Here is an 18,896-nt window from a genome sequence, read left to right as displayed (position 1 = left end):
GGCTCAGGGCCGGTTTCTCGCGGGCCGGCCGGTCTTCGCCGGTGCGCGGTCGGCGGAGGCGAGCGACCGGGCCTCCCGCCCGGGGCCGGGCTGGTGCCCCAGTTCGGCGGAGATCGCCTTGGTGGTCTTGAGCAGCTCGGTGGACACCGTACTGAGGACCGCCTCTGTCGCGACCCGCGCCGGCAGGGCGATCGCGACCGCCAGGGGGAGCGACTGCCCGGTGGTGAACACGGGGGCGGCCACCGAGGTCACTCCCGGGATCACGCCGCCGGAGGTGATGGCGACGCCGTCGCGGCGCACGTCGGCCTTGATGCGCTCGATCTCCTCGTCGGTGAAACGCCGGTCGGCCGTCGCGTCCTGGGCGCGGATGACCGGGTCGGTCAGCGTCTTGGGCAGGTGGGTGAGGTAGACGCGGCCGACCGAGGAGGCCAGCATCGGGAGCGTCGCGCCCACCCGTACGGTGATGGGCAGCGCGTAGGAGCCGTAGTCCCAGCGGACGATCACGGGTCCGTGGTCGCCCCACACGGCCAGGTTGACCGCGTGCTTGGTCCGGTCACGCAGGCCCGGCAGCTGTTCCGAGGCCAGTCCGACCTCGTCCATCCTGCGCAGGGCCTCCGCACCGAGCCGCCGCATCGCGGGGCCCAGGTCGTACAGGCCCGAGCTCGGCGACTGGGCGACCAGCCCGACCCGGCCCAGGCTGACCAGGTATCGGTGCACCTTGCTCGGCTGCATGCCGCTGAGCGCCGCGATCTGCGTCAGGCTCGCCGGCCCCGCGCTCTGCTCCAGGGCCAGCAGCACCGTCATCGCGATCTCGACCGACTGGATGCCCTGACGGGACGGAGACGCGGACCGGCCCGAGCTCTCCTCGCTCTCCTCGTCACCGACATGCTCTAGGTCGCTCACCGTGCTCCTGTCCTGCGCGAATCCGGTCCTGTACGCCGAAAACTATACGGAGTCGGCGACGTCGAGGACGAAGTCGAACGCCATGGTGAAGAAGGCGGTGCCGAGGACGCGCCCGTCGGGAGCTGGTCCGGGATCATGCCGGACGAAGGTCCGCACCAGCGAATCCTTCTCCCCGAAGACGGCGTCGGAGCCGAGGTAGGGGTCTCCGGCCACGAACACATGGGTGGTGAGGGTGGCGAAACCCGGCGCGCTCACCCTGAAGTGCACGTGCGCCGGCCGCATCGAGTCGCGTTTGGCGGCGTCGAGCAGCTCCCCGACCGGGCCGTCGTGCGGGATCGGGTACGGCACCGGCAGCACCGAGGAGAACCGGTACCGGCCGTCGGCCTCCGAGCGCAGGCGGCCCCGGCCCTGGGCCCCGTCGAGCTGGGCGTACTGCACGTCGTAGTTGCCCTCGTCGTCGGAGTGCCAGACCTCGATCCTGGCGCCGGCGATCGGCGTGCCCGCCGCCGAGAGCACCCGCCCGGAGTAGAAGCACGGCTCGCCGGCGGCGCCTCCGGAGATGTCGTCGCCGTTGGCGAATTCGGGCGCGTTCTCGACGAAGAACGGGCCGACCACGGTGGAGTCGGTGGCGGCCGCGCTCGCCGGGTGGTTGATCCCGACGACGAGCATCGACAGCCCGAGCACGTCGGAGAGCAGGATCAGCTCCTGGCGCCGGTCGTCGCTGATCTGGCCGGCGCGGGTGAGGAACGAGACCGCGGCGGCCCACTCCTCCTCGGTGAGCCGCACGTCGGAGGCGAAGGCGTGCAGGTGCGACACCAGGCTCTGCATGACGGCACGGAGCCTGGGGGAGGGGGTCGCGTCGAAGCTCGCCAGCACGCGGTCGGTGAGCGTGCGGTCGGCCGTGGGCAGGCCGGCCGGGTCGCTCGGCTGCGTGGTCATCGCGGTTCTCCTCGTGTCGGGGACGGTGCCGTCGCGGCCGGGAGCCGTCCGCGGAGGGCGCCGGTGAGGATCCGGCGTACCTCGGGCTCGCCCACGTCCCGCGGGTTGTCGCTGAGGTCCTTCTCCAGGACGAGCTTGATGGCCATGTCCAGATCGTCCTTCGCGAGACCGATCTGGGCCAGTGACTTGGGAGCGCCGATCCGCGCCGCGAGCCGGGTCAGCCCGTCGGTGACGTTGACGTCGCCGAGGGCCGGGGCCACCCGGGTGCGCAGGGCGGGCACGGCGGGCTCGTTGAACGCGGCCACGTGGGGGAGCAGCACGGTGTGGGTCTCGGCGTGCGGCAGCCCGAAGGCGCCGCCCAGCACGTGGCAGATCTTGTGGTGCAGCCCGGACCCCGCGGCGGCGAACGCCGATCCGGCCAGGTAGGCGCCGTACAGCAGGCCGGTACGTCCGGTCACCCCGGCGGGGTCGGCCATGACGCCCGGCAGCGCGTCGGCGATCACCCGGACGCCCTCGGCGGCGACGAGGTCGGTGATCGGGTTGGCGCCGGGCGCGTAGAACGCCTCGACGCAGTGCGCCATCGCGTTCATGGCGCTGGCGGCCGTCGTCGTCGCCGGCAGCGTCAGGGTGAGGGCCGGGTCGTACAGCACGGTCTTCGGCACGACGAGGGGGGATCGGCCGGTGATCTTGCGGGCGCCGTCCGTGGTGCCCCAGACGGGGGTGACCTCGGAGCCGGCGTACGTGGTGGGGACGGCCACGATGGGCAGCGCCGTGCGCAACGCGATGGCCTTGGCGGTGCCCGTCGCGGAGCCGCCCCCGACGCACACCACCGCGTCCGCGTCCGCCCACGTGGCCACCGCGACCGCGTCGTCCACCGTCTCCTCGGGTACGTGCGGACGGACGCCGTCGAACGTGGCCACGACGGGCAACGACGCGGCCAGAGAGGTGTGGCGCGGTGTGGTCACGACGAGCACGCGGCGCGCGCCGAGGCGCTCGACCTCCTCGGCCAGGACGCGCTCGGCGCATCCCGGGCCGAAGACGATGCGGGCGGCGGGCGTCTCATAGGTGAACGGCCTCATCCCGCGGCCTCCGCGGCGACCTGGGCGGAGCGGCGGGAGGCGCGCACCACGGGCACGAGCAGGGCCGCCGTCGCGCCCACCAGGCCGGGGATCGCGAACAGGTAGAAGTTCCACTCCACGCCGAGCTGCGAGGACAGGATCCAGCCGCCCATGGACGGGCCGAGGATGGCGCCGAGCCGCCCGATCGACAGCGCCCAGCCGATCCCGGCGCCCCGGACGTCCTCCGGGTAGCGGTTGACGATGAAGGCGTTGGTCATCACCTGCGAGCCGATGAACCCCAGCCCGCTGACGAACATCAGCAGGAACAGCAGCACGATCGCGGGCCGCGTGCTCATCGCGATCAGGCTGACCGATCCGACGAGGAAGGCGGTCGCCACGACCGGCTTGATCCCGATCCCGTCGGCGATCCGGCCTCCGGCGATCATGCCGAGCCCGGCGCCCACCCACATCGCGGCGGTCTGCAGCAGCGCGGAGCCGAGCGAGTAGCCGCTGGTCCTCATGATGGTGGGCAGCCAGGTGCTGATGCCGAACACCAGCAGCAGCCCGCAGAAGGAGGCCACCCAGAACAGCAGCGTCACCGTGCGCGTCCCGGGGGCGAGCAGCGGCCGCAGGCCGAGCCCCGCCGCCTTCCGGGCGGGCCGATCCGCGTGGACGGGGCTCTCCGGCAGGATCCGCGCCGCGACCGGGAGCAGCACCAGCGCGGGCGCGGCGCCGATCACGTAGATCCAGTGCCACGACGCCTGCGGCAGCAGCGCCGCGCCGAGCAGCGGGGCGAGCAGGGCGCCGAGGGCGTACCCCGACATCATGAGCCCGACGTTGCGGCTGCGCCGCCCCGGGTCGGACAGGTCGGCCACGTACGCGGTCAGGGTCGGCAGCACCACCCCGAGACCGACGCCCACGATCAGGCGCGCCGCCCCGAACACGGCGAAGCCGGGCGCCACGGCGCACGCGAGCATGCCGGCGGAGAACGCTCCGGCGCCGGCCAGCAGCAGCCGGCGCGGGCCGAGGCGGCCGATCCCCGCGCCGGCGAGGGCGGCGCCGATCATCATGCCGACGGCCACCAGGGATCCGACCGTCCCCGCCGTGGCCGCGTCGGCGCCCAGGCTGCGGTCGGCCATCATCGAGGGCACCGTGACGCCGTAACAGGCGAGGTCGTAGCCCTCCAGGGCGGCGAAGACGGCGACCACGACGAGCATGGTCTTCTCGGAAATCGTGCGTTGAGCGGTTGCGGCGGTCGGCATGGCTGCTCCAGTAGGGGGCGTTCGGAGGAGGTCAGAGGCTGGGGGACGCGCCGGCCGGTACGGCCGTTCCGGCGCCGAGGGCGTCGAGGAGCTCGTGGGCGAGCGCCCGGCAGGCCGCCGTGTCACGGGCGGTCCCGAAGACGTAGAAGTCGGGGCGGACGGCCACGGCGGAGCAGCCGTGCTCGGCGAACCATTCGCGGTACGTGCCGTCCACGTCGAAGAAGCCCTCGCGGCTGGTCGCGGGCTCCCAGGTCAGGGCCACGACCCGGACGCCGGCCGCCTCAAGCGCGGCGACCTCGGAGCCGAGCTCCCGGCGCACCGGTTCGGTCACCAGCAGGCAGAATCCGCGGCCGGCGATCTCGTCGAAGCGTCCGCGGCGGGTCCCGTCGTCGATCACGCCCTGCACCGACAGCTCTCCCCGCCCGGGCGTCGACGCCCGCGCCAGGAAGCCGGACGCCAGGCCGGGGAAGCGGATCTTCTCCTGCTGCCGCCCCTGGGCCCGCCGGGCCAGCAGCTCCCGGTTGCGCGCGGCGGCTCGTCCGGGGTCGCGGATCGTCTGCAGCCGGCCGAGCTCGATGCCCTTCTCGACGACGGCGCGTACGTGCGGCTCCCGTTCGGCCTGGTAGCCGTCCAGCAGCTCCTCGCCCGCCCGCCCGGTCAGGACCAGGTCCAGCCTGAAGGCGAGGTTCTGCGCGTCGCGGACGCCCGAGCACATGCCCTGCCCGAGGAACGGCGGCATCTGGTGGGCGGCGTCCCCGGCGAGCAGGACCCGCCCGGCCCGCCACCGGTGCGCGATCAGCGAGCGGAAGGTGTAGGTGGCCACCCTGATGAGGTCGGCGTCGTCCGGGCCGAGGTGGGGCGCGACCCGGGCCCAGACCAGCTCGGGACTGCTCTGGACCGCGAAGTCCGCCTCCGAGTCGAGCATGAAGCTGAAGCGGTGGTGCGCGGGCCCGAGCGAGATGATCGAGGTGGGCTGCCGGGGGTCGCCGACCTGCCGCGCCATCGGCAGCTCGACCTCCCGGCGCAGCCGGAAGTCGCAGACCATCCACGGCTCGGAGAACCCGTAGTCGTCGTGGCCGATGCCGAGTGCCTGGCGGACGAAGCTGTTGCCGCCGTCGCAGGCCACGACGTGGCGGGCCGTCAGGGTGCCGCCGTCGTCGAGGGTGAGGATCACGCCGGACTCGGTCTGCTCCAGCCCGGTCACCGGCGTCCCGTGCCTGATCTCCACCTGGGGGAAGCCGCGGCAGACGCGGTCGAGGGCGTCCTCGAGGGCGGGCTGGTACATCATGTACCACTCCGCCCAGCCGCTGCGGCCGACCTCGGCGTAGTCGACGTCGATGAGCAGCTCGCCGTCGGCGTCGCACCACTGGTAGCTGCGCTGGACGTGCACCGTGGGCAGCAGCTCCTCGGCGATGCCGAGTTTGTCGAACGTGCGCATGGTCTCGTCATCGAAGATCGCGGCGCGAGGCAGGTTGTACAGCCCGGCGTACCGCTCCAGCACGACGACCCGATGCCCCGCCTGGGCCAGCAGGGCGGCCGTCACCATCCCGACCGGCCCGTATCCCACCACCGCGACATCGGTGGTAACGGCCGTCGCCCTGGGTTGTGAGCTTGACATGCGGTCAACGTACTTTCCATCATTAATGAAGTCAATGCATAATGATGAAAACCAAATCGAGCTGCCAGGAGGCACGCGAATGCGCAAGATCGGCCTGGAGGAGCACTTCGTCACCGAGGACCTGATCGGCTACGGCGCCGGGACGTCCACGGTCGCCCAGCCCGGCGCGTGGGCGGAGGCCTCGCGGCGGCTGCTGGACCTGACCGGCGAGCGGCTGGCGGCCATGGACGCGGCCGGCGTCGACGTCCAGGTGCTGTCGCTGAACTCGCCTGGCATCCAGGCCGAGGCGGACCCCGCGGTCGCCGTGTCGCGGGCCGCGGCGGTGAACGACTTCCTCGCCGGCGTCATCGCCGAGCACCCCACGCGCTTCGCCGGCTTCGCGGCTCTGCCGCTGCAGGACCCGCAGGCCGCCGCCAAGGAGCTGGAGCGCGCCGTCACCCAGCTCGGCATGCGCGGCGCGCTGGTCAACGCGCACACCCAGGGCCGCTACCTCGACCACCCGTCGCTGCGCGTGGTGTGGGAGCAGGCGGAAGGGCTCGACGTTCCGCTCTACCTGCACCCGGCCAACGGCTTCGACGCGCCGCACGTGCTGTCGGACCACCCCGAGCTCATCGGCCCCATGTGGAGCTGGGGCTCCGACACCGCCGCGCACGCATTGCGCCTGGTCTTCGGCGGCGTCTTCGACGACTTCCCCAACGCGAAACTGCTGCTCGGGCACATGGGGGAGGGGCTGCCGTACATGCTGTGGCGGCTCGACTCGCGCTGGGGCTTCCACAACCACCACGGCATCGAGCTGGCCCTGGGCACCCCCTCGGCCTACCTGCGCCGCAACCTCTACATCACCACCAGCGGCGTCTGCTCGGCCCCGCCCCTCCTGTGCGCCCTGCTGGCTCTCGGCGCCGACCACATCCTGTTCGGCAGCGACTATCCCTTCGAGGACATCGCCGAAGCCGCCGCCTTCCTGGACGGCGCCCCCATCAGCGAGGCGGACCGCGCGAAGATCAGCCACCAGAACGCCGAGAGGCTGCTCAAGCTCTGAAGGAGACCGGTCGCTCCCGCAGAGGATCACTCCTCTAGAGTGTGCCGCCATGACGACACAGGCATACCTCTCCGAGCTGTTCTCCCTGGACGACCGGGTCGCCGTGGTGACCGGCGGCAGCTCCGGCATCGGCCGCGCCATCGCCACCGCGCTGGCGCGGGCCGGTGCGAGCGTCGTGATCGTGGCCCGCAAGGAGAACGACCTGAGCACCACGGTCGACGGGCTGACGGCTCAGGGTTGCCGCGCCGCCTGGGTGAGCGCGGACCTGAGCACCCGCGACGGTGTACGCGCGGCCGCCGGGACGGCGGCCGAGCCGTTCGGTGAGCCCGACATCCTGGTCAACAGCGCCGGGATCAACCTGCGCCCGCCCATGGACGAGCTCACCGAGGACGTGTGGGACGTCACGATGGCGGTCAACCTGGAGGCGCCCTACCTCCTGGGGCAGCGCTTCGGTCCCGGCATGGCCGAACGCGGGTTCGGGCGGATCATCCACGTCAGCTCCCAGCAGGCGCATCGGGCGTTCGTCCAGAGCGGCGCGTACGGCGTGTCGAAGGGCGGGCTGGAGTCGCTGGCGCGTTCGCAGGCCGAGGCGTGGTCCTCGCGGGGCGTCACCTGCAACACCCTGGTGCCGGGGTTCGTGATGACGCCGCTCAACGCCCGGCTGTCGTCCGACCCGGAGAAGGTGGCGGCCCTGGCCGCGCGCACCATGGTCGGGCGTAACGGCCTGGCCGAGGACTTCGCCGGCGCGGCGGTGTTCCTGGCGAGCGGCGCCTCCGCGTACGTCACCGGGCAGTCGATCTTCGTCGACGGCGGGTTGTCCGTCCACTGAGGGGCCGGCTTCACAATTAACTTCGTCAAGAATTGAATCCGGGAACGAGAACGTTTACGCTCCAGAGATCCGATGTCTCCCCACCCCCGGTGGTGACGATGCCGTCTCGACGATCTCTACTCAAGGCCGGCGGAGCTCTCGCCACGGCCGCACTCGTTCCCGGAGTCGCACCTGCCATGGCCGAGAGCCCATCGCGGGATCCGTGGCACCAGATGCCTCACATCCTGCGGAAGATCCGACCTCCCCGGTTCCCGCGCCGTAGCTGGGACGTCACCGCGTTCGGCGCCGTCGGTGACGGCACGACCGACTGCACGGGGGCGTTCAAGGCGGCGATCGCCGAGTGCCACCGCGAGGGCGGCGGCCGGGTCGTGGTCCCGCCGGGTCGCTTCCTCACCGGCGCCGTCCACCTGCTCAGCAACGTCGAGCTGCACGTGTCCGAGGGCGGCGTGATCGCGTTCAGCACCGATCCGAACGCGTACCTGCCGGTCGTCTTCACCCGGTGGGAGGGCACGGAGTGCTACAACTACAGCCCCTTCGTCTACGCCCACGGTCAGCGCAACATCGCGGTCACGGGCAAGGGCACGCTCGACGGCCAGGCCAGGCTGGGCCCGTGGGAGAGCTGGTATGCCAATGGCGGGCCTCAGGGCGCCGACCAGCGGGCGCTGCGGAAGATGGGCGACGACGGCGTGCCGGTCGAGCAGCGGGTGTTCGGGGCGGGTCACCACCTGCGCCCCGCGATGGTCCAGTTCGTGAAATGCCGGGACATCCTGGTCAGCGACGTCACCATCCTCGAACCGCCCATGTGGACCGTTAACCCGGTCCTGTCCACGAACGTCACCGTACGCGGCATCACCGTCGTCAGCACCCTCTACAACACCGACGGCTGCGACCCCGAGGCGTCGTCGTACGTGCACATCCACGGCTGCCGCTTCAACACCAACGACGACTGCGTGGCGGTCAAGTCGGGACGTGACGCCGACGGCCGCAGGGTGGGCGTGCCCAGCGAGAACATCGTCGTCCAGGACTGCCTCTTCTCCGGCCGCTGGGGCGGCATCACGGTCGGCAGCGAGATGTCGGGCGGCGTACGCAACGTCTTCGCCGAGCGATGTGTGATCAACTCGCCGGACTTCCCCGGCAACCATCCGGTGAAGTATCCCGTCTACGTCAAGGCGAGCAAGAAACGCGGCGGGTTCGTCGAGGGCGTCTACGTCCGCGGCTTCACCGGGCAGAACGTGGACCGCGAGGTGATGTTCGTCAACATGGCCTACGCGAGCAACGAGCAGGGCGCGGAGCCGGTGTCGGTCCGCGACATCCGGATGGAGCGGACCAGGCTCGACGGCGCCGACGCGGTGCTCAACCTCGTCGGCCTGGAGACCGATCGCCTGGTCGGGGTGCGCCTGGAGCGGTGCGTGTTCACGAACGTCGCGGGGCCGGACAAGATCGCCTTCACCGACGACCTGGTCCTGCGGAAGGTGTTCGTCAACGGGGTGGAGCAATGAGGCGCCTCGTCGCGGCCCTGATCCTGCTGGCGACGGCCGGGGTGGCGCTGCCCGCGCACGCCGAGGACGGGCCGGTGCGCGGGTGGACGATCCTGTCCGACAGCGACGCCGGGGCGGACGCCGTCATCGCCGCCGCCAAGCCGTACGGGATCAACCACCTGCAGCTGAGCCACGAGATCGTGCACGACCTGAGAGAGGTGCGCGAGCCCGCCAGACAGGCGCGGGTCAACCGGCTGACCCGGGCCGCGCACGACGCCGGGATCGCGGAGGTGGCGGTCTGGGACCACTCGCTGTACGACCTGAACCACTACCCGGTGGAGTTCCGCACCGGACCCGGCGGCACGATCGATCTGGACGATCCGGCCTTCTGGGAGTGGTTCAAGCAGGACTACCGGGACATGCTGGACCTGGTGCCGGACGTCGACTCGGTGGTGCTGACCTTCATCGAGACCGGGGCGCGGGTGGAGCGGCAGCACTCGGCGCGGCTCACCACGGCCGAGCAGAAGCTGGCCCACCTGGTCGACCAGGTGGCCGAGGTGATCGTCAACGAACGCGGGCTCGGCCTCTACCTGCGGACCTTCGGGTACTTCCCCGAGGAGATGGAGCGCACGATCGGCGCGATCGCGCTGGTCCGCAACGCAGACGTCAAGGTGATGGCCAAGGCCACGCCGCACGACTTCTTCCTCACCCACCCGGACGACGCCACGATCGCGCGGATCGGCCGGCCCGTGCTCGTCGAGTACGACGCGGCGGGGGAGTACAACGGGCAGGGGAAGATCGCCAACGCGTGGCCTGAGGAGCACGTCAAGCGGCTGCGCCACTACCAGACGCTGCCGAACGTGATCGGCTACGTGGCCAGGACCGACCGCTACGACGACTCGCGCATCATCGGCACGCCCACGGAGATCAACCTGTACGCGCTGGCCAGGGCCGCGGAGGACCGCCGGGTGAGCGTGGAGACGATCTACCGGGAGTTCGCGGAGAAGACGTACGGGAGGCGTGCCGCGCGGGACGTCGCCGCGGCGCTGTCGAAGTCGTACGAGATCGTCACCTCGGTGCTCTACACGCTGGGGACGAACACCGCCAACCACTCCCGGCTGGACTACGAGCCGTACTGTTCGAGCTATCACCGCAGCGTGTCCGGCAAGTGGATCGACCCGCCCGTCACCTACGTCCGCCATGGCGTGAACAGGCGTTTTCACTTCTGGATCGACGTCGTCAACCACCTGTCGCCGGCCGCCTGCAAGGCCGACCCCACGCTGGCCAGGGAGGCGCAGCACGTGCTCGACCGGGGGTGGGTGACGCCGGGCGACCAGCTGACGCTCACGTACCTGCGTTATGTGCTCGCGGAGAAGGATCACGGGGTGCGGGTGGCGCAGAGCGCGCTGGGCGACGTCGCCAGGGCCCGCCGGGACCTGTCTCCCGAGCACTACGCGCAGCTCAAGGCGTACTTCGAGCGGACGGTGCTGACCGCCAGGCTGCATCGGGCGGTCGCGGCGGCCTACCTCGGGTACCGGATCTACGTGCGGGACGAGGAGCGGCGGACGCCGAAGATGCGGCGGCTCATCTGGGACGGGCTCGACGACGCCCAGCGCATCGCCGAGCAGATCCGGACATATCCAGTTCCGGCCGCGGGTGGCGAGTGGGACTGGGCCCGGGACGCGGCCGAGGCCGCCAAGTACCACGAGCGCATCTCCCAGGGCTGGGACCGCTACGGCGGCATCGCGGTGCCCCGCCCTTGACGCGCCGGGGCGAGCCCGCCGCCTCCTCAGGCCACCCGTTCGAGGTCGTCGTGGGTCACCTGGTGCGCCAGCGGCAACCCGGCGGTCAGCCGCTCCAGCTCGTCCAGCACGGCCGCGCCCATCCGGGAGAGCTCGTTTCCGTGTGACCCGGCGATGTGCGGGGTGAGGAAGGCGTTGGGCAGGTCGAACAGCGGCGAGCTCGGCGGCAGCGGCTCCGGCTCGGTGACGTCCAGGATCGCCGACAGCCGGCCCGTCTTCAGCTCGGCGACGAGCGCGCCGGTGTCGACCAGCGACCCCCTGGCCGTGTTGATCACCACCGCGCCGTCCGGCAGCAGCGCCAGCCGCTCCCGGTCCAGCATGTGCCGGGTCTCCTCGGTGGCCGGGGCGTGCAGGCTGACGATGTCGCTGCGGCGCAGCAGCTCCTCCAGCGAGACCTGCCGTATCCCCGGGATCCTCGTGTACGGGTCGTAGAGGCACAGGTCCAGGTCGTACGGCGTGAGCAGCTCGATCACCTTGCGGCCGATGCGCGAGGCGCCGACGATGCCCACCGTCCGGCCGTTGTTGCCGATGGACGGCTGGATCTGGGCGAGGGTGAAGGAGCGCTCGCGCCGGTAGCGCTCGCTGAGCGCGAAGACCCCCTTGCCGGCCAGCAGCACCGCGGCGACCGTGTACTCCGCCACCGGGACCGCGTTGGCCTCGGCGGCCGTGGAGATCAGCAGCCCGCGCTCCCAGCACGCGGGCGTGACCAGGGACTTCACCGAGCCGGCGGCATGCAGCACGCCCCGCAGCCGCGGCGCGGCGGCCAGGACCGCCTCGTCGAGCGGCGGGCAGCCCCACCCGGTGATCAGGATCTCGGTCTCGGCGAGGGCGAGCGCCATGCCGGGATCGTCGAAGCGCTCGGCGACCAGCGTCACGTCGATGTCGGCCAGTGTGTCCAGCCGCCGCAGCAAGGGCGCGGGGAAGAGCGGTGCGAGATGTTCCTCGCGCATGGCGAACAGCGCCTTCGGGCGTGGGGACACGGGGGAAGACCTCCATCCATAGGGATCGGTTTCTACCGTAGAAGCACAACCCGTAGCGGTCAATGGTGCGCTTCGGTCAATGGTGTTACGGGCATCGGACCAGCATGAAGGCGCGTCCGCTGCTGGGATGCACGTCATTGTGTAACGTCTCCGTAACGCCGTCTTGTGGTCATTGCCGCTCAGCCGTAGCGTTCGCAGCTACCGGTTTCTATCCAACTTTGGAAGCCACCTTCTGCCACATCAGACGGGACTTCGGTGATGAGCACGCTAGAGACGAGGCAAGAGCCTCAGACGAGACCGCCTTCAGGGGCGCCCCCGCGCAGACGCCGCACGCGAAGCAAGCCGGGCCGCAGGACCTGGACGGTCGGGCTGCTCGCGCTGCCGGCGGTCGTCTTCTTCCTTGTCTTCAACTACCTGCCGATGGCCGGCCTGGTGGTGGCGTTCAAGGAGTTCGACGTCAGCCTGGGGATCTTCGGCAGCCCGTGGAACGGGCTGGCGAACTTCAGCTACTTCCTGGAGTCCGGGGACGCGGCGAGGATCCTGTTCAACACGCTTTTCCTCAACGTGCTGTTCCTCGCCGCGACGCTCGCCGCCGGGATCCTCCTGGCGATCATGTTGAACGAGATCCGGAGCACCTTCTTCAAGCGGGTCTCGCAGTCGGTCGTGTTCTTCCCCTACTTCGTCTCCCCGGTCGTGATCAGCATCATCCTGCAGGTGATGCTCGCCGGGGCCTCCGGCGGGGGCGGGGCGGTCAACGACGCGATGAGCGGCTTCGGCCTGCCCACAGTGGACTGGTACACCGAGCCGGGGCCATGGCCCTGGATCCTCACCGTGGTGAAGGTCTGGCAGCTCGGCGGCTACCTCAGCGTCATCTTCCTCGCCGCGATCACCGGCATCCCCGAGGAGGTCTACGAGGCCGGGATGATCGACGGAGCCTCGCGCGCCCAGATGGCCTGGCGCATCACGCTCCCGTTGCTGAAGCCCACCGCCGCGGTCCTGCTGGTGCTGGGCGTCGGCCGGATCTTCTACGGCGACTTCGGCACCATCTACGCGATCATCGGCGACAACGGCACCCTGTTCGAGAACACCGACGTCATCGACACCTACGTCTTCCGCGCCCTGCGCCAGCTCGGCGACTTCGGCACCACGGCGGCGATCGGCCTGTTCCAGTCGGTGGTCGGCTTCATCCTCGTGGTGATCGCGGTGCTGATCCAGCGCAAGTACTCGAAGGAGACCAGCATCCTATGAGCACCAGAAAGCTGGAGCCGTTCGCCGTCGTCAGTGTCATCGGCGTCAGTCTCGCCGTGCTGGCCTGCGCCGTCCCCTTCTGGATGATCATCGCGGGGTCGTTCACCAGCGAGTCGGTGCTGGCCACCACCGGCTACAGCCTCTTCCCCACCAGCTTCGACTTCACCGCCTACAAGATGATCTTCACGGGTCCGGCGGTGCTCGACGCCTACCTCGCCAGCCTCTTCATCACCGTCGTCGGCACGGCGCTGTCCCTGGCGGTGACCTCGGGACTGAGCTGGGTGATCGCCCGCCGGGTGCCCGGCATCAGCAAGCCGCTGACGATCTTCTCCTATCTGCCGATGCTGTTCTCCGGCGGCCTGGTGCCGCTCTATCTGCTGGTGACGCAGTACCTCCAGCTGCAGAACAGCTACTTCTCGGTCATCCTGCCGCTGCTGGTCATGCCGTTCCTGGTCTTCGTCCAGGTCAGCGCCTTCCGCCAGCTGCCGGAGTCGATCTTCGAATCCGCCAAGATCGACGGTGCGGGCGAGCTGCGCATCTTCTTCACGATCGCGCTGCCGCTGTCCAAGCCGATCCTGGCCGTCGTCGGACTCTTCTACGCCGTGCACTACTGGAACGACTGGTTCATGGCGCTGCTGTTCATCGACGACGTGCACAAGTTCCCGCTGCCTCTGGTCCTGCAGAACCTCATCTCGAACATCTCGTTCACCGCGATGCTGCCGCAGCTCGCCGAGGCCGCCACCCCCGTCTACCAGCTCCGGCTGGCCCTCACCGCCGTCGCCATCGGTCCGATCCTGCTCGCCTACCCCTTCGCTCAGCGCTACTTCGTCAAGGGCATCACCCTCGGCGCCACCAAGGGCTGAATCCCGCTCCCCCCACCTTATGGAGTAACCGTGTCCAACCCCATGATGTCCCGGCGCGGCCTGCTGGCCGCCGGCGGCGGCCTGTCCCTCGCGGCCCTCCTCGCCGCCTGCTCCGACGACTCCGCCGCGCCGAAGGCCACCGCCGGCGGCGGCCAGAGCGCCGCCGCGCTCGCGCTCAGCCTGCTGCTGCCCGGCGACGTGCCGGCCGGCTGGGACGCCGTCCTGGCCGAGGTCAACAAGAAGCTGCAGGCCGACCTGGGCTTCACCATCAAGCCGCAGTTCATCCCGTGGACCAGCTACGGCCAGCAGGCGCTGCTGAAGTTCACCGCCGGGGAGAAGTTCGACACCGCGCTGCAGGCCCGCTGGCTCAACATGACGCAGCTCGCCGCCAGCGGCTCGATCGTGGAGCTGAGCAGCCTGCTGTCCAGCGGCAAGTACCCCAACCTGGCCGCGACCATCGACCCGAAGATCATCGAGCTGAACCGGTGGGGCGGCAAGCTGTACGGCCTGCCCCAGATCAACTCGGTCGCCCGCTTCCACCACTTCAGCATCCGCCAGGACCTGGCCGAGAAGCTCGGCATGAGCGACATCGCGGACTTCGAGGGGCTGGAGAAGTTCTGGTACGACGTCAAGCAGAAGAACAAGGACATCATCCCGATCGGGATCAGCTCCCGGATGCCCAAGCTGCTGGTGGCGTGGAACCCGGTCGGCTGGCTCAACCCCTACATGTGGGACAACCCCACCATGAGCATCGCCTCCTTCACCGGCGACTCGCTCAACTTCGTCCTGGCCGCCGACGGCAAGACGAGCGGCTCCTCCAACCCGATTCCGTGGTGGGAGGCCCCGGGCATGGTGGACGCGCTGCGCCTGATCCGGAAGTACTACCAGGACGGGCTGATCAACAAGAACGCCCTCACCTTGGACTCGAAGGCGCTGGACTCCCAGTTCAAGGCCGGCCGCGTCGCCACCGGCTGGGCCATGACCGACGGCCTGTCCTCCACGGCCCTGCCCGAGCTGACCAAGAGCGTGCCGGGCGCGATGCTCGCGAACGTGATGCCGCTCAAGGGCGGCGAGAGCGCCAAGCCGTACCAGACCTTCCAGAGTGACAACTTCGTCGTCTTCAACGCCAAGGGCCAGAGCAACGAGAAGGCCATGCAGCTGCAGGACTGGGTGTCGATCAAGGAGAACCACGACCTGCTCAACTACGGCCTTCCCGGCAAGGACTGGAACGCCATCGGCGACGACAAGTACGAGAAGGTGTCCACCTACACCTTCCCCGGCTTCGCCCTCGCTTGGCGGGCCAAGCTGGAGCGCCGGATCAAGGACATGACCGAGTCCGAGACCAAGTGGTTCGACTGGGCGCAGAACATCGACAACTTCACCGTCGACCCGTACGCCAGTTTCGTCCCGGACCCGGAGCCGATCAAGCGGGAGAACACCCAGGTCACCGCCGCCATGACGCAGTTCGCCAACCCGCTGTTCATCGGCGCGGTGGACGTCGACCAGGGCCTGGACAAGCTGAAGAAGGCGCTGGACCGGGCCGGGCTGGCCAAGGTCCAGGCGGAGATGGCCAAGCAGGCGGACGCCTACCTCAAGGGCCAGTAAGGCATCAGCACGTCGGGGCAGCGGCTCGGCTGCCAATCGGGGTCGGAGGCCGCGCACGTGGTCACCCCGACCAGTCCCGCCTGCAGCTGTTCTGCGAGGGCGCCCAGGTCGACTATCGCCTGGGCGCGGTCCGCTCGCTGGACATCCTCAGCGTCTCTGATCGGGGCACTGATGTGTTCGGTACGCGTCAATCGCCTTCGTGCCCTGCCTGGTGCCGATGGCCGGAGCCGCGGTCCGCGTGACACGTCCCTCCGGACGCTGACCGGTCAGACGCGTGCGGCCTGACCGGGGAGGCTCGCGGTCATGAGTACGCGTCAGACCGTGACATGTTCGGGTTTATCGTGATGGCGCGGATCAGGTCGGCGGTGCGCGAGACGGCGGCGTCCGGCTCGCGCACCCCGCGCACGACGTCCTCGATCATGAGCTGGAGCTGCGCGGACACCAGCGCGTACGCCGGGCTGACCGGGCGCAGGACGGCCCGGTCGAGCAGGGCGGCGGTCTGGGCGTGGAAGGCCGACACCGCGGCTGCCGCCTGCAGCGACGTCCGCCGCGGCGGCAGCTGCCCGGTGATCAGGCACAGCCGCACCAGCGCGTCGGGAGCCATGGCGGCGCGCAGCAACCGCATGGCGGCCCGGGGATGGCGGGCCTGCCGCGGAATGGCGTACACCATCCCGCCGCACATCACGGCGGAGCGGCCTTGCGGGCCGCGGGGCATCGGGGTGAAGCCGAACCTGCTGTGCACCCGGTCGAGCGACAGTCCCGTCGCCTTCGCCAGGGCCCCGGCCTGGTAGCTCGCGCCCACGCACAACTCGGCCCCGCCGGCGGCCAGCAGCCCGACGGCCTCGTCCTTGCCGTAGCCGGTGATGCCCGGTGCCAGCACCCCGTCGTCGGCCAGCTCGCGGAGCAGGCGCATGGTCTCCACGGCCGCCGGGCTGTCCAGGACCACCACGCCCTCCTCGTCGAGGACCAGCGCGCCGTTGGCGGCGAGCAGCCCGGTCAGCGCGTACGTGGTCTCTTCCCCCGCCCCGCGCCCGCCCGGCATCACCAGAACCTGCGCGTCCCCCGTACGCCGCCCGGCCAGCAGCCGGCCGACGGCGCGCAGCTCCTGCCAGGTCGCGGGCGCGTCGAGCCCGAGACGCTCGAACGTCTCGCGCCGGTACCACAGCCCGGTGACGTCGGCCGGTGCCTGCACCGCCAGCGTCTGCCCGCCGAACCGGTAGGAGAAGGGCGGCAGGACGTCGCGGGTGTACTCGTTGGCCAGCCAGCCGTCGGCGTCGAGGTCCTCCAGCGGGGTCAGGAAGCCCGCCCTGGCGAACTCGGCCACCCAGACGGAGTCGAGCACGGCCAGATCGGGGCCGCGTCCCTCGGCGATGGCCCGCAGGAAGGCCGGATGCAGCTCGTCGTACGCCACCGTGCGGATCCGCGGCCGGGTGTCCTCATCGGCCGCCGTCCGCAGGTGGTCGACGCTGACCGTGCCGGTCGCCAGGATGGTCAGCTCGGTGGCCTCGTCCGCCGGCGCGGGGCCGGGGTCTGCGCCGGCCCAGGCGGGGTTGACGAACGTGCCGCGCCGCCGCTGCCGCAGCACGATCCCCTCTCTGGCCAGTTCCGTGAGCGCCCTGGCCACGGGGGTGCGGCTCAGCCCGTACTCCTCGCACAGCTCCTGCTCAGTGGGGATCCTGCCGTCCGGGCCGAACCGCCCCGCCCGGATGTCCGCTACCAGACGTGCCTTGAGCTGCTCGTACAGCGGTGGCGGCTGACTGGGCGACATCACGCTCCCTCGATCGAGACTCTTCCTTTGCCATCCTATTTGCCACTATTGACACTATGCACACCCCTCGGGTCTAATCACCGAATGTCATGACAACAGGTTGAAAGGTGATCGTGTGAGGCATCAGCTCGCTGCGTGGGCCACGGCGTGGATGGACTCGCTGTGGGACCCCGAAGTGCGGCTCCTGCGCTACCCGGCGATCTCCCTCGCCAGGTCATCGCACGCCTGGCGGACCCACGGTGTCAGGGAGACCTCCTGGTACGCGGTGGGCCTGCTCATGAGGGGGGACACCGAGCGGGCCGCGGAGGCGCTCACGTCGGTTCTGTCGCATCAGTACGTGGCGCCGGAGACGCCGTACGACGGCACCTGGCGGCGCTCGCCCCAGGAGCCGCAGCCGCCCGCCGACCCGGTCCTGTGGAACGACTACGACCCGAACTGGCGCGAGTTCGTCGGCTGCACGTTCCTGCTCATCCTGCGCGAATACGGCCGGACGCTGCCGGAGGACCTGGTCCAGCGGATGTCGTGGGCGCTCGGCCGGGCCGCCGGCACCGCGCGAGTGCGCGCCGTGTCGCCGCACTACAGCAACATCGCCCTGATGAGCGCGTACCTCATGCACGAGGCCGGCGTGCTCGACGATGATCCCGCGCTGGCGTCGGCGGGCGAGAGCCTGGGGCGGCAGGTCTTCGGCATCTGGGCGCGCACCCGGGCCTTCGCCGAGTTCAACTCGCCCACCTACTACGGAGTGGACCTGTTCGCCCTGGCCCTGTGGCGCGGCAGCGCCTCGGCGACGCTGCGGGGGCTCGGCGATCAGATGGAAGAAGGCCTCTGGACCGAGATCGGCCGGCGCTACCACCCCGGCCTGCGCAACGTGGCGGGGCCGTACGACCGCGCCTACGGCATGGACCTGTCCAGTTACGTGTCCCTGCTCGGACAGTGGATCGCGCTGGCCACCGGCCTGGACCGGGCGCCGCTGCCCGGAGGCGACCCCTCGCAGGCGACCCACGCGCACGACCTGTGCTTCGCTCCCTGCTTCGCCCTGCTCGGCCCCCACCCCGCGGCCGCCGCACTGCTCGCGCCGGCCCCCCAGGAACCCCGCTGGGTCAGCACCACCGTCACCGAGTCCCCGCGGCGGATCGCCACGTCGTGGCTCGGACCGCACCACATGATCGGCGCGCAGGACACCGGAGGCACCAAGTCCGCCGCGGACGAGCAGTACCACCCCGTCACCGTGCACTGGCGCGGCGCCGGCGGCGCGTCGCACTGGCTGCGCGTCATGCCGTCGGCCGGCGTCGACGCCACCGTGACCAGGAACGGCGTGCTCGCCGTCGTCTCCGCAGGCGACCTGGAGTTCGAGTCCGACTGCCGTCCCGAGATCGGCGCGGGCCGATGGCTCCTGCCCGGCCTCTCGGTGACCGTCCCCACCGACGGAGCCACCGCCCCAGACCCCTTCCGGATCCGCTATCCGGGCCCCACCCACCTCACCCTCGAGATCTCGCCGCTCTGA

Annotated in this window: 15 protein-coding genes; 8 read left to right on the top strand and 7 right to left on the bottom strand. The window is 70.6% G+C overall.

The annotated features are described in order from the left end of the window. Positions 1-3 precede the first annotated feature (3 nt). The 5 genes from ACIBX3_RS48060 to ACIBX3_RS48040 are packed head-to-tail and all read right to left on the bottom strand — an operon-like array spanning position 4 to position 5,780. On the bottom strand, positions 4-903 hold the full coding sequence (locus tag ACIBX3_RS48060; protein ID WP_397127409.1) for an IclR family transcriptional regulator: 900 nt from the start codon (positions 901-903) through the stop codon (positions 4-6). A 42-nt stretch (positions 904-945) separates the two neighbouring features. After that, complete coding sequence (locus ACIBX3_RS48055) at positions 946-1,842, bottom strand: intradiol ring-cleavage dioxygenase (RefSeq protein WP_397127408.1); 897 nt, start codon at positions 1,840-1,842, stop codon at positions 946-948. Further along, entirely contained in the window at positions 1,839-2,921 is a 1,083-nt protein-coding gene (locus ACIBX3_RS48050) for a maleylacetate reductase (RefSeq protein WP_397127407.1), read from the bottom strand. The genes ACIBX3_RS48055 and ACIBX3_RS48050 overlap by 4 nt, the downstream gene beginning before the upstream one ends. After that, entirely contained in the window at positions 2,918-4,162 is a 1,245-nt protein-coding gene (locus ACIBX3_RS48045; RefSeq protein WP_397127406.1) for an MFS transporter, read from the bottom strand. Before ACIBX3_RS48045 ends, ACIBX3_RS48050 begins: the two co-directional genes overlap by 4 nt. A 31-nt stretch (positions 4,163-4,193) precedes the next feature. Next, complete coding sequence (locus ACIBX3_RS48040; RefSeq protein ID WP_397127405.1) at positions 4,194-5,780, bottom strand: bifunctional 3-(3-hydroxy-phenyl)propionate/3-hydroxycinnamic acid hydroxylase; 1,587 nt, start codon at positions 5,778-5,780, stop codon at positions 4,194-4,196. A gap of 79 nt (positions 5,781-5,859) precedes the next feature. Between ACIBX3_RS48040 and ACIBX3_RS48035 the strand changes: the two genes are divergently transcribed. From ACIBX3_RS48035 to ACIBX3_RS48020, 4 genes are all read left to right on the top strand, one after another. Continuing rightward, positions 5,860-6,819, top strand: coding sequence for an amidohydrolase family protein (locus ACIBX3_RS48035; protein WP_397127404.1), 960 nt, complete (start codon positions 5,860-5,862; stop codon positions 6,817-6,819). Positions 6,820-6,868: 49 nt separating this feature from the next. Continuing rightward, positions 6,869-7,648 (top strand): SDR family NAD(P)-dependent oxidoreductase, encoded by a 780-nt coding sequence (locus tag ACIBX3_RS48030; protein WP_397127403.1) that lies wholly within the window; start codon positions 6,869-6,871, stop codon positions 7,646-7,648. A gap of 212 nt (positions 7,649-7,860) precedes the next feature. Beyond that, positions 7,861-9,147 (top strand): glycoside hydrolase family 28 protein, encoded by a 1,287-nt coding sequence (locus ACIBX3_RS48025; protein ID WP_397127402.1) that lies wholly within the window; start codon positions 7,861-7,863, stop codon positions 9,145-9,147. Further along, entirely contained in the window at positions 9,144-10,889 is a 1,746-nt protein-coding gene (locus tag ACIBX3_RS48020; RefSeq protein ID WP_397127401.1) for a hypothetical protein, read from the top strand. Before ACIBX3_RS48025 ends, ACIBX3_RS48020 begins: the two co-directional genes overlap by 4 nt. A 26-nt stretch (positions 10,890-10,915) precedes the next feature. Here ACIBX3_RS48020 and ACIBX3_RS48015 read toward each other — a convergent pair whose 3' ends face one another. Beyond that, positions 10,916-11,908: a hydroxyacid dehydrogenase gene (locus ACIBX3_RS48015; RefSeq protein ID WP_397127400.1), complete on the bottom strand. Its 993-nt coding sequence runs from the start codon at positions 11,906-11,908 to the stop codon at positions 10,916-10,918. 258 nt (positions 11,909-12,166) lie between these two features. On the opposite strand from ACIBX3_RS48015, the gene ACIBX3_RS48010 reads away from it, so the two are divergent. Genes ACIBX3_RS48010 through ACIBX3_RS48000 form a run of 3 tightly spaced genes read left to right on the top strand, consistent with a single transcriptional unit; the run spans position 12,167 to position 15,624 of the window. Beyond that, positions 12,167-13,156 carry an ABC transporter permease gene (locus ACIBX3_RS48010; RefSeq protein ID WP_397127399.1) on the top strand — a complete coding sequence of 330 codons (990 nt, stop codon included), beginning with the start codon at positions 12,167-12,169 and terminating at the stop codon, positions 13,154-13,156. Then, positions 13,153-14,019 carry a carbohydrate ABC transporter permease gene (locus tag ACIBX3_RS48005; protein ID WP_397127398.1) on the top strand — a complete coding sequence of 289 codons (867 nt, stop codon included), beginning with the start codon at positions 13,153-13,155 and terminating at the stop codon, positions 14,017-14,019. Before ACIBX3_RS48010 ends, ACIBX3_RS48005 begins: the two co-directional genes overlap by 4 nt. Before the next feature lie 30 nt (positions 14,020-14,049). After that, positions 14,050-15,624, top strand: coding sequence for a DUF3502 domain-containing protein (locus ACIBX3_RS48000; RefSeq protein ID WP_397127397.1), 1,575 nt, complete (start codon positions 14,050-14,052; stop codon positions 15,622-15,624). A 301-nt stretch (positions 15,625-15,925) separates the two neighbouring features. Here the strand turns inward: ACIBX3_RS48000 and ACIBX3_RS47995 are convergent, their stop codons facing one another. Beyond that, complete coding sequence (locus tag ACIBX3_RS47995) at positions 15,926-17,392, bottom strand: extracellular solute-binding protein (protein ID WP_397127396.1); 1,467 nt, start codon at positions 17,390-17,392, stop codon at positions 15,926-15,928. A gap of 115 nt (positions 17,393-17,507) precedes the next feature. Between ACIBX3_RS47995 and ACIBX3_RS47990 the strand changes: the two genes are divergently transcribed. Next, positions 17,508-18,896 (top strand): hypothetical protein, encoded by a 1,389-nt coding sequence (locus ACIBX3_RS47990; protein ID WP_397127395.1) that lies wholly within the window; start codon positions 17,508-17,510, stop codon positions 18,894-18,896.

This window comes from Nonomuraea sp. NPDC049480, from assembly GCF_044465905.1.
In the GTDB taxonomy this organism is placed as follows: Bacteria; Actinomycetota; Actinomycetes; order Streptosporangiales; family Streptosporangiaceae; genus Nonomuraea.
This window is presented reverse-complemented; position numbering and strand designations above follow the sequence as displayed.